Below are 13,254 nucleotides of genomic sequence, written 5' to 3'. Positions count from 1 at the left end.
AAATCTTTTTATATTTGAAATTTAGTGTTAGATAATTCTTCGAGTGAGTTTGTAATCTCTTCAGTTAGCGCCATATGAATCTTTTCAGTGTCACTCAGTGATGCAAGCAGCGCTGAAACTCTATTTGGAATATTAAGCAAATTATTACGAACAACTCTAGCGACGTTAAATGCTTCAGTTTTTACCTCTTCAATTGACACAAATTTGCCTACTTCAGCTTTCACTTTAGCTTCCAAAAGTTTACCACGCTCGGTTTCATTTTTTATTCGCGTTTTTAGCAATATCGTTGAAAGTGTTTCTCCGCGCTCTTTTCTCCTCAGTGGTTGACTTGGATCTCTTATTGCTGCTACCGCTTCATTTGCTTGTTCTCGGTCAATAAGTCCATCTTCCAGCTCAACTATTCCTTTTTTTACTAAAGAACAGACATATTGCCTCGAAAACCCTTTTTCCCTTGCCCATTCTGCTTGCGTAATTCTCACTTTTTTTCTCCTTTTTAGCACTGCTCAGCTATAATTTCGTAAGTAGTTAACATTTGAAATATGTCTAACGCTAAAGAAGGCCCGAGGTCGGGACCACCAAATCCTTCAGCCTGGCCGAAAGGACCCACTTTTTATGATACTTTTAATGTATTAAAATCTTTACTGAAATTCATAACATAGAACATTAAAGCTAAAGAATCTGCTTCATTATCATCTGTTGGACAGAAACCCTTTTCCTGTACTGCTTCAATTACATCAGCTTTACTTGCATTGCCTTTGCCTGTTATAAAGCGTTTGATAGTTTTCACAGATACACCTTTGTATGGCATATGATGTTCTTCACACCAAGCAGAAAGATGTGCTAAAAACCCTCCATAGATATGTGAAGCATCAGTTCCCAAGTGTCTTCTCACTTCTTCAAAGTACACAACTTCAATACCTGGAAATTTATACTTAAGTGCATTAAGCCAATTACGAAAATTTAAAAACTGCATTCCACCACCACTAAACCTGCTAACATGAAAACTCTTACTTCCACTTTGTACTATTCCATCATGTAAAATAGTCCAACCAGTTTGTTTGCCAAGATCTAGGGTGAGCATTTCCTTTCAATTGCTGAGTACATATATATACAAGATTTGGAAAATTTTCGTCCAAAAAATCTTCAATTTTTGAAAAATTTTTTATAATTAACTCTTTCTTGAAGATGTTTATTTAAAAACCTTACTTACCCTAAATATGATTTTTCTACTTTTAGAGTTTTTTTTATTATTCTAAATCTTATATTTTATATGTTTTTATATATGTGTATATTTTTATATATGTATTATATATATATTATATATAAGGGTTTTAGGAAGCTGGAACCCTCCATATTGGCGGACTTCAGATATGCCGTTCCTAGGAACGGTTTTAGGAACGCATGGTGAAAACCCACCATACAGGCTAATTCTAGATTCCTAATTCCTGATTTAGGAAGCCAGTAATTAGGAACGGAACTTAAGGTTATAGAGAGCATACTTTTCAAGTATTTTCCTCTTAAAAATTTAAGCTATTCTTTTAATAGCGAAATCCACATTTTTAGCTCTTTAGGTGATATTGAATTTCAAAATATGAAATTCTTATATATTTTTAATATAATTTTAGGAAGTCTGAGCTACCCATTCTTTGAAATCCATTCAAAATAGGTTCCAAAAACCTGAACTGTATTATTTTAAATTGCACCGGTATTATTCTCAAAAAAAAATAACAGAATATCAATAGATTAAAAATCGCATCAGTATTATTTATTTTTGCTCCTGTCCTACATAACGGCATTAATAACTCTCATCCTTAAAAGCATCAATTTGTTTTTAAGGAAAGTTATGAAATTACAAAACTACCATATAGTTATTAAAAATGTAAAATATCAAGCTTATAGACTGAAACTTGCTAAGTGCTTTATTAATGAAGCTCACGAAGATCTTGAGCAAGAACTCTTCTGTGAAATTTGGCCATGTCTTGATCAATATGATGAAGATAAAAGTAGCTTTAACACTTTCGTAGCAAGATTAACTGAAAACAAAGCTATTAACTTGCTAAAGAAACAGCGATGTGCAAAACGCGATATCAATAACTATATTAGTATCGATGTAACAGAGCTACTTGAGAGTGAAATAACAAAACGCATTGATGTAGACTATATGATCTCGGTTTTACCAAAGGAATGGCAAAATATATGTGAGCAACTTAAATTTTTCAACTTACATGAAGTTGCCAAAATGAACAACGTTTCAAGAACCACTTTAAACAATATTATCAAGAAGATACGTGCCAAACTTTCTTCTATTTACTACGAAGGCAAAAAGAAAAATTGAACAAAATTTTTGCCTTTCTTGTATATATACATCGTAGCATGGATAAATAATGATTCTTAAAATTTTGAATAATAATGAAAGATTGCAAACAATATCAAGTGTAAAGATGGTCATCTTTGGTCCTTATGGTATTGGTAAAACAAGTCTACTAAAGACTATAGATGAACCAACACTTTGCCTTGATTTTGAAGCAGGGCTTCTTGCTGTTCAAGATTGGCAGGGAGATTCAATTAGTCTTCGCACTTGGAATGAAGCTAGAGATATTGCTTGTCTTATAGGGGGATCTAATCCTGCGCTGAAGTCTGATCAAGCATATAGCCAAAGACACCATGAACATGTATCTCGTAAGTACAAAGATCTTTTTTCTGAGTTTTCTAAATACCGATGCATTTTTGTAGATAGTATAACCGTTGCTTCACGTTTATGTCTTTTATGGGCAAAAATGCAACCTGAAGCTTTTTCTGAGAGATCAGGAAAACAGGACATGAGAGCTGCCTATGGATTACTTGCTCAGGAGATGATGGCTTGGCTCAATCAGTTTCAACACATCAGAGACAAAGACATCATCATAGTTGGCACTTTAGGTCAATATCTCGATGACTGCAATCGTCCAACTTGGCTACCTCAATGCGAAGGGGCTAAAACTGCTAGTGAAATTCCTGGAATAGTTGACGAAGTAATCAGTATGGTTGGAATCAAGAAAGATGATGGAACGGAGAAACGCTCTTTTGTTTGCCACACTTTAAACCCTTGGGGATACCCAGCTAAAGACCGTAGTGGACGCCTGAGTATGGTTGAAGAACCGCATTTAGGCAAGCTGCTTACAAAGATTAAAAGCAAGTTTTAAAATTTAAACATGGAGAGTGATATATGTTACAAAACCTATTAACTGATTTTAACACTGTAAAACCGCAAAGTAGACTAATACCTAAAGGTACAATAGTAAAGGTAAAAATGACAATCAAGCCTGGAGGTTATGAGCATTGGTTTACTAAAAGCCCTACTACCGGTAGCATTTATTTAAATACAGAATTTACCGTTATTGAAGGTCTATATGAAAAGCACAAGATTTACCAAATAATTGGTATTAAAAGTAATAAAGCAGAAGATACTTGGGGAGAAATGGGTCGCTCTATGCTTCGCAGTATCTTGGAATCAGCACGTGACATTCATCCACATGATAACTCAGAAGGTGCAATCCTTGCTCGTAAGCTAAATTCAGTTGCAGAATTAAATGGGTTAGAGTTTACAGTAAAGGTAGGTGTTATAACTGATGAATATGGAGAAAAGAACAAAATTGCTTCAATAGTTACTCCGGAATACCGTAAAAATTATGAAATTGACAGAATACCATTTTGAAGTACGACGAGGAAAAGCTTTGGTCTGCTGTCGTTACTAGAGGTATTCAGGACGCAGTAGGAAAAAACCCAAAGCTAAGAGAAGAAGCAATTAATTGGCTGAATTCAAAATCTTTTGAAACTGTTTGTGAGCTAGCTAATCTCAACTTTACACGTATGGAAAATATGTATGGGAGTTTTATGTCTAAAAAGCAAGAAAAGATAAAAGCATTATTAATTGATAATATCAAGGAGTGCCTTTCTTACCTACTTCCAAATGGTGAGTTTTACCGAGAAAAAACTTATATTGGAGACTTAAATGGAAATACAATTACAGTTAAAATAGTAGGTAAGGAAGCTGGTGATTGGCGTAATTTTACTGAAGGAACTGGTGGTGATATTATTGATCTTTGGATTTTAATTAAGGGTGATATATATTCTGCTAGAAAGTGGCTCAATAAAAAATCAAAGAGTGGAGAAAAAAAAGGGGGGAAAAGAGAAGAAAAAATATTTTCTGTAAAGCAGTACTTAAATGATCAATCACCAATACCAGAAGATATAATAGCTCCACGAATTCTCACTCCAGGTGGTCTTTTAGTCATTGGTGGTACTCCAAAGGTTGGCAAAAGTTATTTTCTTCTCTCTTTGCTTGCACATCTTGCAGCAGGAGTGTCGTTTCTTAAGATGAAGTCAGCAAGGCCACTAAAAATAGTCTATCTGCAAAATGAGATGGAGTACAATTATATCAGGGAACGCATACAACAAATCATAACTAATCAAAGACTGCCAAATCTAGCAGAAGAAAACTTGATTATTACTACAAAGATGAGATTAATTTTAAATGATGAAGGTATAGAGAAAATAAAAGATATTATAAAAGAAAAGTTTGATATCAAAATGATAGACCTTATCGTTTTGGATTCTCTTGACTATGAAAATATATTTTCTGGCCTGCAAAGCAGAATAGAAAAATTACGTTCTATAATTAATCCTATGGCTGGAATAATTATTACACGTCATACCAGAAAAGTATCCACAGCTACACTCGCAAAAAGTCCTTTTCAAGCTTTAATTGGTGCTAATGCTTTAAGAAGTTTTTATACATCTGGTATGGTAATGTTTCAACCAAATAAACGTGCAAATATCTTGCAAGTAGTATATGAGCTAAGAAACGGTAAATCAATACCAGCAAAATTCATTAGCAGAGTAAATGGGCGTTGGCAGAACTCTAAAATTATAGCTACGGCTTAATTTATCCACAAAAACCGACACTATGCTAGAGCTAAAAACTCAGCTTTTGCAAAACATCAGATCTTGTCTTTTTCATCTTTTACCAAGAGGGACATTTCGTGGTGATAAGTTTTATGTAGGTGATGTACAGGGTAACAAGGGCAAAAGTACTGTAATAGAGTTAACAGGCGAAAGAGCCGGATTATGGAAAGATTTTGCAACGGGAGAAGGTGGTGACATTATTGATCTTTGGGCAACGGTACACGGGAAGAATGCGAGAATAGAGTTTCCTGAAGTAATGCTCTCAATAAGTGAATGGCTTGGAAAAACCAACTTCAAAGAACAGAGAAATTTAGAACAGTACTTAACTTGTAGTTGGAACTACTACGATGAAAATAACCAATTGATTGTAATAGTCTATCGTTATGATCCTCCTTTAGAGAAAAAACAATTTAAACCATTTGATGTTAAAAAACAAAGGTTCAAAGAGCCAGAAATAAGGCCACTATACAACATTCCAGGTATTTTAAGGTCCGATAAAGTTGTTCTGGTTGAAGGAGAAAAATGCGCAGAAGCACTTATAGAGAAAGGAATAACTGCAACAACAGCAATGTTTGGAGCAAATGCGCCTATTGATAGAACAGATTGGACTCCGCTTAGAGGTAAACATGTTATCATTTGGCCAGACAACGATGAAGCAGGTAATAAATATACCAAAAACGCTGAAAAGAGACTTTTAGAACTTGGTGTTGCATCACTTGCTACGCTTAAGATTCCACCGGATAAGCCAAGGAGTTGGGATGCTGCTGATGCTGTACAAGAGAATATAGATATTTTTGACTTCATAGAAAAAAACTCAAGAAAAATAATTATTAAACCACCGCTCGATATTTTCAGCTGGAGTGTAGAGCGTTTTGTAGGTCCAGTACCAAAGCAAAGATTTCTTGTTGAAGGGTTATTTCCTTTGGGTGTAACATCTATTTTGGCTGCAATGGGTGATACTGGTAAAGGTATGCTACTTCTTGACCTAGCCCTCAAGGTTGCGGGTAGCATAGATCAGGTATGCGGATTTGGTCCACTTGTTACTGAACATGGATCTGTGGTGGTATTTTCTGCAGAAGATGATACAAATGAAATACATCGTCGCTTAGAACGACTTGATCCCAAATGTGAAAGATTAAAATATAAAGATAGGCTATTTATTGTACCACTGCCAAATATAGGAGGATCTTTTGCCATACTTAAGAATGTTCGCGGTAAAGTTGTAGAAATATCTCCAGAATTTGAGTCTGTAATGAAGCAGCTGAGCAGGATAAAGGATTTAAAGCTCATTATATTTGATCCCCTTGCTTCTTTCATTCATGCAGATTTAAATGCTGACCCAGCAGTAGGGGATTATCTCATGTGTTTATTATCTGATTTAGCATGTAGCACTGGAGCTTCAATAATTACTGCACATCATATGAGAAAGCTGAAGGGAGAAAAGCCTATATCAACAGTAGAGCAAGCACGAGATGCTATTCGAGGTACTTCTGCTCTCGTAAATGGAGTCAGGTGTTCTTTTGCTTTTTGGCCTGTTGAGGATATAACTAAACCGATGATTTTTAGGTCAATTGGAAAAATCCCAAGACAAAATGCACTATTTTATGGAGCAGTTGTTAAAGCAAATGGCCTTGCTGATCGTACCATACGCACTTACCTAAGAAATGAAGAAACAGGACTATTGGAAGACATTACTGAACAATTAAAAGCTCAAAATACTAGTAATAAGGATCTTAAAATATATCTTATTGATTCAATTGCGCGAGCTGCTATTTCAGGACATCCATTTACTCATACAGGAAGTGCAGGAATACATAAACAACGGCATAGACTGCCTGAAGTTTTTCATAGTATGGGAAGGGATAGACTAGAGCGTATAGTTCAAGAGCTTTTACAAGCAAAGCAAATAGTTAAAGGAATGGCTAATGGTTCAAAAGAAGATAAATGGCTTGATGTAAAAACAGGACCATTTGCACGTGGAGTTGGAAAATTTACTCATGGAGCTGAAAATTTTTAAAATCAGGAAATTCTATTTTTTTATAGTCAAAGTAAAAGGGTTAATACGATAACCATATGATGATCTTTGCCAACCAAGGGTTTGTATTACATCATCACGTTCAATACTTAATCCTAATTTCTCAGCAAGCGTAGCTTTGATTGTTCTTTGCATTTTATTTAATGGTTTTCTGATTTGATGTTCTAAATCTGCTTCTAAACTAAGTCCCAAGAGTTTTTCTAACTGATTAATATTGAGAAGTGTATGTTTTTCAGGTGGTAATTCTTTCTCACAGTCATGTAAAAATTGCCTAAATAATATTCGAAAAATATTAAGACATGATGCAGCTTTTTTATTTATAACTTCAATACTATTAACATATACCATACCTTTAACTACCTGTAACTCCAAAAGCTTTGTTGGTATAATTGGTTCAACACGTTTAAGCGAAATATATGAAGCTGGTAAAACTTGCAAAGAAGTATTTTCTACTACCTTTGCTACTCCTCTTTTAGCTGCCTCTCGGAATATCTCAGTTACAGTCTTAAGCTGACAAAACAGTTTCACCATTGGCACTACATATAGATTCAGTAATAGATTTGGTATATCTTTTTTTAGAGTGATGAGAACTGTAGGGTGGACTCTAAGTTTATCTATAGTTAAAAATATCGCATCAGTACAAAAATCAAGGATTATTAGATTTACAATACGACCTTGATTACAAATATAATAAACTCCTTGTTCCACTTTTTCCCACATAAGTCTTGAATCATTCAACTTTGTTTCAAACCAGTCTATGACCTTTTCTGTATTTAAGTATATGGATAAGAGATGAAATCTCTGTTTTTGATAAGTGTTAGGTAAAATATGACGAGAACAGTTTTCACAAATAGCGTCATCACATGCTTCATCAAAGTCTGAATCAATAAAAATCTCATTACTACAACTTGGATCAACTACATTTGGCCAATCAAGACGATCTTCCTCACGAGAACAAACAATATAATACCTTTCTTGCATTTTTATCCATCCAAGATCAAATAAGTATCTTGCTGCTTTAATATGATTTTGGCTTGGATTTACCCAAGAACTATTTGAACTTAAAAGATCAGCAATTTGCTCGTGAAAGAATTTTAAGACCATAAGATTGTTCCATATGTTTCTTCAGGTCCTCTCTTTCTTTTTTATTGAGTGGATGCTCTGAATAATAAACTTCCCCACTTATTTTGAAAGAAAATGTTACCTTTTTGTTTTGGAACATTACTTTAGCTGATTGAATAGATTGTAGTATGTTGCCAATAGCTGGCTTTAAAATATGTAACTCTGGTGCAATAGGATCATATGGCTTTACACTCAAAGTAAGATATGTATTACTATTTTTAAAATAATCTGACTTAAAATTTAACTCAAATATACAAATGTCAGAGTCAGAACCATCTATACATGCTTGAAGAAATTTGTTCACTTGTAATGGAAAGTTCTTATCTTGTATACTTACAAAAGTACATTCGCAGTCAAAATACCCACTTACAATGCTATTTGCTATTTCCACAGCCTTGTTAGTATTTTTAGCACAGAGATTAACCTGAGTGCCATCAAGAGAAAAGTCTAAAATCATCCACTCAGGTTTATGACCATGAACAACTTTGTTTGAATTAAGCAGTAAATCCATGTCACTTCCTCGACGTACAAACATATATATTCGATCTTGATGATGGAAAAAACCCTGCAACTGGTCATCATCCTTAAGTATCTGCTCTACGGCTTCTCGTGACATAAATTCCTTAAATGAAGTATGTATTTGTCTTGGTGATTTCTGTAAAGCAAATGATACGAAACCTTTCTTTTGTACTTTATCAAAATGATAGACAGATTTTAGAAGTTCACAATTTATGTGAAATAGTAAAAACAATAAGGATCTTTTATCATACTTGGTATTGTTTTTTACCAGGTACGATCTCATTAACTTCTCAGTCAGAGCAAATCTTGCTACTTCACTAACTGTAGCCTCAAGTTTTGTACGATCAAAGTAGCTAATGAGATAATAGTCAAAAAGAGAGTCAGAGTAACTGGTAAGTATCTTACGTTTTTGTTGAGTGGATCTATCGTCATAATTTCCGTCCTGAAAAAGTTGCCCATTTAAATGATTTTTAAAGCAATGCTGAAAAATGATGCTAAGTTGTTTACCAGAAAGGGAATCTAACCAAGATTGACGTACATTAGAATCCTGAAAACGTTCTAGTAAGAGGTTAACAGGAACTTCTAAATCACTCTCCCAGAATTCATTACTTGGATAAACATTCATGATACTTTAAATAAGCTATATCATAATATATAATATGATAATTTAAGCAAAGATTTTTTGGACATAATTTTTTCAAATCTTGTATATTTATTAGGGAGAATTTGTGTGAACTAGACAGCTACCTTGAATAAGGTATCCATTGGTTTAGTCTAAAATGGTAAAAGTTTTCTTTTAGCTGTTGATAAGAATTCTCCCAACCTATTGGAAAATTCACAGGAAGAAAAACATGCAAAAAGGGGATTTAACTATTTATTGCCGTTATGAACCTCATAGGTTAGCGGGTACATATTTGGCAGATGCTTATGAACAATTATTGAAATATAGAACTAAGGAGGTGAAAGAAAATGACAACCGTAAGCTTGTATGCAAGAGTTTCATCAAGACAACAAGCACAAGAGAATACGATAGAGAGTCAGATTGTAGAATTGGAGCGTCGCATTAGTAGCGATGGACATGAGTTATTAGATGAGCATAGGTTCATCGATAATGGCTACAGTGGATCAAACTTAGAACGTCCTGGCTTAGAGAGTTTACGTGATAGAGTAGCAGAAGGTAAGATTGATAAGATATACATTCATTCACCTGATCGGCTATCACGTAAATTTTCATATCAAATGATCTTACTCGAAGAGTTTAAAAAGGCTGGATCTGAAATAGTATTTTTGAATCATAAGTTTGATGATAATCCTGATTCCCATTTATTTCTACAGATTCAGGGAGCAATAGCAGAGTATGAACGTGCAAAGATTATGGAACGAAACCGTAGAGGTAAACTTCATGCGGCCAAAGCTGGGTGTATAAGTGTGATGGGTAGGGCGCCTTACGGTTATCGCTACATAGCAAAACACGTAGGTGAAGGAAGTGCTAAATTTGAGGTTGATGAAGAAGAGGCAAATATAGTGCGTAAAATATTTAGTTGGGTTGGCCAAGAAAGAGCAAGTATAGGAGAAGTTGTACATAAACTGAATAAGATACCGGTAATAACACGAACAGGAAAAAGGTATTGGAAAAGGAGCACTATTTGGAACATGTTAAAAAATCCTGCTTATATAGGACAAGCAGCTTATGGTAAAACTAGGACATGCTCAAAACCACAAGTAAAAAAGTCAAAAAAAGGAACTTGTGGTAAACTTAAAAGTGGTCGCTTTAACAGTGATAAAGAGAATTGGACTTATATTCCAGTACCAAAAATAATCAATGAAAATTTATTTGATTCAGTGCAAACACAATTAGCTGAAAATAGACAAAGAGCAAGAGTAAGGCAAAGAAGAGAAACATATTTATTACAAGGTTTAATGGTATGCCAACGTTGTCAATATACTTATTGTGGTACAAACCACGTTCATAAAAAGTCGACATATTATTACTATCGTTGCTCTGGTACAAACTCTAGCAAATTCAATGGCAATAAAATCTGCGATAATAAATCAATACGCACTGATGTATTAGATGGAGTTATATGGGAAGAAGTCAAGAGTATCTTGAAAGAGCCAGATAGGATTGCAAATGAATATCAACGTAGATTGTCAGAGAACAAAAAACCTTTACATAATCAAACACGTGAAAAGCAAGAAAGTAAGCTAAGATTAAGTATCAAAAAATTTATTGATAGCTATGCCAAAGGGTTTATAAGCCAAGAAGAATTTGAACCAAGAATCACAACAATGAAACAACATTTGAAAGAAATTGAAGAAGAGAAAGAAAGAACACTCGATCAAAAGAAGTTACAACAAGAATTGAGCCTTGTTACAGATAGCTTGAAAAACTTTTCCTCAAGCGTTGAGTCAAAACTTGATCTGGTAGATTGGCAGACTAAGCAAAATATTATTAGAATGTTAATTCATCAAATTGAAATCAACCACAATCACCTATATATAGTATTTCGCATAAAAAATCTTGCAAATTTTGATCAAAATAGCCATAATAGAATTATGCAATGTTGTACTAGCAGTCAATATTGTTGGACTGCCGGATAAAACTGTTGCAGAATCCAGAGAGCGTATCAGAGCAGCGTTAAATTCAATCAATCTTCTGTTACCTCCAAAAAGGATTACGGTTAATCTTTCCCCTGCGGATTTGCTTAAAGAAGGTAGTCATTATGACTTAGCTATTGCTGTTGGATTACTTGTTGTAATGAATGTGATACCAGTTGAAAAAGTTCAGTCTTATATAATCATGGGCGAGCTTGCACTAGACAGCAGAGTCATACCAATCTCAGGAGTACTTCCAACAGCAATCAATGCAAAACAGGTAAATAAAGGAGTAATTTGCCCAAGGGGAAATGGAGTAGAAGCTTCATGGGTAAAGAATGTTTCTATTCTGGCTATAGAGAAATTAACCGATATTATCAGACATTTTAAGGGTGAGCAGTTAATTCAGCCGGTAACTTTTAACTATAGCGCTGCGCCCAAAGAAAAAAATTCAGTTCCAGATATAAAGGATATTAAAGGTCAAGTTGTTGCAAAAAGAGCAGCTGAAATTGCAGCAGCAGGTGGACACAATATGCTTCTTGTTGGACCTCCTGGTACTGGAAAGTCAATGCTTGCTAAGCGATTTATAGGGCTATTACCCGATTTGACTGAACAAGAGATGATTGATGTTAATATTATCTCTAGCATAACAAAAGCCAGTAACGAAACATTTAAAGTAACTCGTCCCTTTCGTGAACCTCATCACTCATGTTCCATGCCAGCGATGATAGGAGGAGGAAAAAATGCAAAGCCTGGGGAAATTACCATGGCTCACAATGGTGTGTTATTTCTTGACGAGCTACCTGAATTTCCAAGGCTTGTGCTTGATTCTCTACGCCAACCACTTGAAGATAGAAAAGTCACTATCGCAAGGGCAAATGCTCACATTACTTATCCAGCTAATTTTCAACTTATAGCTGCAATGAATCCCTGCAGGTGCGGTTACTTAGGTGATGCAAGTAGATCGTGCAACAAAGCTCCAAAATGCGGCACAGATTATAGAAATAAAATATCAGGACCTTTGCTTGATAGAATAGACATATGCATTGAAATGCCAAACGTTAGTATACTCTCTCCTGAAATTTCTTCAGAAGGAGAAAGCACTGAAAATATTAGAAAAAGAGTGATAGCAGCGAGGAAAATTCAAGCTGAGCGTTATAGTAAATTGAATATTTATTGTAATGCAGAAGTAAGTGGTGAAGCATTAACTAAGCCAGACGAGGAAGGATTAGAATTACTAAAATACGTACTGAAAGAAAATTACATTTCCAATCGAGGCTACATACGCATATTAAGAGTTGCAAGAACCATTGCAGATCTTGCAAAAAGTGAGGAAATAAAAAGAGCACATATTGCAGAAGCACTAAATTACAGAATAAGAATGTATAAATAAGTTAATTTACTTGACAGGAAACTTTTTTTGCCATATACTACCCTTAGTGAAATTTTAATATTTTTGGAGTATAGTTATGGGAAAACTTGAAGCAATAAAAAATAAATATAGAGACGAAGGACTTTGGTCAGCAGCTAAAGAAGTGCCTGTGCAAGGTTGGGATCTCGTAAAAGAACATAAAGGCAAGACAATTGGTATTTCTTTAGCAGTTATAGCAGTAGCTTCACTTACAGCTGCTTATTTTTTAAGTCCAGCTTATGCAACCTTTGTTGGTACAGTTGGAACAAAAGCTGCAACACTTGTTAGTCCTGCTATTACTGCAATGTCTGCATTTGCAGTTGCTCATCCGCTCATTGCTAGTTTGGTAATTGTTGCTGCAGTAGCAGCTTTAATAACTGCACCTGTGCTTGCATATAAAAACAGTGGTAAATCAGAGGAAATTAAAGCCCTCAATGGCGACATCGACGAAATATCAGCAATAGTAAAAGACGATGTTAAAAAACCAGAAACTAAGATTGATGAACTTAAAGAAATGCCTTGCTCGGTGAAGGCCCTCTCTGTATAAATTATGCTTTCAACAAAAAGGACAGGCTTCTGTCCTTTTTTACTTACAAGTACTTTCTGTTTTTTTGCATCTTAAATAGTG

Annotated in this window: 12 protein-coding genes; 8 read left to right on the top strand and 4 right to left on the bottom strand. The window is 34.7% G+C overall.

The annotated features are described in order from the left end of the window. Positions 1-8: 8 nt before the first annotated feature. Together AAGE00_RS01230 and AAGE00_RS01225 are read right to left on the bottom strand one after the other, a co-directional pair. Positions 9-479 carry a hypothetical protein gene (locus AAGE00_RS01230; RefSeq protein ID WP_264376886.1) on the bottom strand — a complete coding sequence of 157 codons (471 nt, stop codon included), beginning with the start codon at positions 477-479 and terminating at the stop codon, positions 9-11. Between the two features lie 131 nt (positions 480-610). After that, positions 611-1,081: a Holliday junction resolvase gene (locus tag AAGE00_RS01225; RefSeq protein WP_265015122.1), complete on the bottom strand. Its 471-nt coding sequence runs from the start codon at positions 1,079-1,081 to the stop codon at positions 611-613. 762 nt (positions 1,082-1,843) lie between these two features. Between AAGE00_RS01225 and AAGE00_RS01220 the strand changes: the two genes are divergently transcribed. Genes AAGE00_RS01220 through AAGE00_RS01200 form a run of 5 tightly spaced genes read left to right on the top strand, consistent with a single transcriptional unit; the run spans position 1,844 to position 6,961 of the window. After that, positions 1,844-2,335, top strand: coding sequence for a sigma-70 family RNA polymerase sigma factor (locus AAGE00_RS01220; RefSeq protein ID WP_341815290.1), 492 nt, complete (start codon positions 1,844-1,846; stop codon positions 2,333-2,335). A 49-nt stretch (positions 2,336-2,384) separates the two neighbouring features. Then, positions 2,385-3,182, top strand: a complete 798-nt coding sequence (locus AAGE00_RS01215; protein WP_265015120.1) for an ATP-binding protein — start codon at positions 2,385-2,387, stop codon at positions 3,180-3,182. Positions 3,183-3,205: 23 nt separating this feature from the next. Continuing rightward, on the top strand, positions 3,206-3,694 hold the full coding sequence (locus tag AAGE00_RS01210; RefSeq protein ID WP_265015119.1) for a hypothetical protein: 489 nt from the start codon (positions 3,206-3,208) through the stop codon (positions 3,692-3,694). Beyond that, positions 3,691-4,923, top strand: coding sequence for an AAA family ATPase (locus AAGE00_RS01205; protein WP_341815289.1), 1,233 nt, complete (start codon positions 3,691-3,693; stop codon positions 4,921-4,923). Before AAGE00_RS01210 ends, AAGE00_RS01205 begins: the two co-directional genes overlap by 4 nt. Before the next feature lie 22 nt (positions 4,924-4,945). Next, entirely contained in the window at positions 4,946-6,961 is a 2,016-nt protein-coding gene (locus tag AAGE00_RS01200) for an AAA family ATPase (protein ID WP_341815288.1), read from the top strand. Between the two features lie 12 nt (positions 6,962-6,973). Here AAGE00_RS01200 and AAGE00_RS01195 read toward each other — a convergent pair whose 3' ends face one another. Next, on the bottom strand, positions 6,974-8,083 hold the full coding sequence (locus tag AAGE00_RS01195) for a hypothetical protein (protein WP_341815287.1): 1,110 nt from the start codon (positions 8,081-8,083) through the stop codon (positions 6,974-6,976). After that, positions 8,049-9,245, bottom strand: a complete 1,197-nt coding sequence (locus AAGE00_RS01190) for a hypothetical protein (RefSeq protein WP_264377181.1) — start codon at positions 9,243-9,245, stop codon at positions 8,049-8,051. Before AAGE00_RS01190 ends, AAGE00_RS01195 begins: the two co-directional genes overlap by 35 nt. 344 nt (positions 9,246-9,589) lie before the next feature. Here AAGE00_RS01190 and AAGE00_RS01185 point away from each other — a divergent pair, with 344 nt between their 5' ends. From AAGE00_RS01185 to AAGE00_RS01175, 3 genes are all read left to right on the top strand, one after another. Next, entirely contained in the window at positions 9,590-11,221 is a 1,632-nt protein-coding gene (locus tag AAGE00_RS01185) for a recombinase family protein (protein ID WP_341815286.1), read from the top strand. Next, entirely contained in the window at positions 11,151-12,608 is a 1,458-nt protein-coding gene (locus AAGE00_RS01180) for a YifB family Mg chelatase-like AAA ATPase (RefSeq protein WP_250147236.1), read from the top strand. The genes AAGE00_RS01185 and AAGE00_RS01180 overlap by 71 nt, the downstream gene beginning before the upstream one ends. A gap of 76 nt (positions 12,609-12,684) precedes the next feature. Then, positions 12,685-13,173 carry a hypothetical protein gene (locus tag AAGE00_RS01175; RefSeq protein ID WP_341815285.1) on the top strand — a complete coding sequence of 163 codons (489 nt, stop codon included), beginning with the start codon at positions 12,685-12,687 and terminating at the stop codon, positions 13,171-13,173. Positions 13,174-13,254: the final 81 nt, after the last annotated feature.

It is taken from the genome of Wolbachia endosymbiont (group B) of Aricia artaxerxes, assembly GCF_964026975.1.
Lineage (GTDB): Bacteria > Pseudomonadota > Alphaproteobacteria > Rickettsiales > Anaplasmataceae > Wolbachia.
The sequence above is the reverse complement of the archived record's forward strand: the minus strand, read 5'-3'. Positions and strand labels throughout refer to the sequence as shown.

Bases quoted from the DNA above. Each gene is read 5' to 3' on its own strand.
- AAGE00_RS01210 (WP_265015119.1), top strand. From the start codon at position 3,206: ATGTTACAAAACCTATTAACTGATTTTAACACTGTAAAACCGCAAAGT.
- AAGE00_RS01185 (WP_341815286.1), top strand. From the start codon at position 9,590: ATGACAACCGTAAGCTTGTATGCAAGAGTTTCATCAAGACAACAAGCA.
- AAGE00_RS01175 (WP_341815285.1), top strand. From the start codon at position 12,685: ATGGGAAAACTTGAAGCAATAAAAAATAAATATAGAGACGAAGGACTT.
- AAGE00_RS01225 (WP_265015122.1), bottom strand. From the start codon at position 1,081: ATGCTCACCCTAGATCTTGGCAAACAAACTGGTTGGACTATTTTACAT.
- AAGE00_RS01220 (WP_341815290.1), top strand. From the start codon at position 1,844: ATGAAATTACAAAACTACCATATAGTTATTAAAAATGTAAAATATCAA.
- AAGE00_RS01200 (WP_341815288.1), top strand. From the start codon at position 4,946: ATGCTAGAGCTAAAAACTCAGCTTTTGCAAAACATCAGATCTTGTCTT.
- AAGE00_RS01195 (WP_341815287.1), bottom strand. From the start codon at position 8,083: ATGGTCTTAAAATTCTTTCACGAGCAAATTGCTGATCTTTTAAGTTCA.
- AAGE00_RS01190 (WP_264377181.1), bottom strand. From the start codon at position 9,245: ATGAATGTTTATCCAAGTAATGAATTCTGGGAGAGTGATTTAGAAGTT.
- AAGE00_RS01215 (WP_265015120.1), top strand. From the start codon at position 2,385: ATGATTCTTAAAATTTTGAATAATAATGAAAGATTGCAAACAATATCA.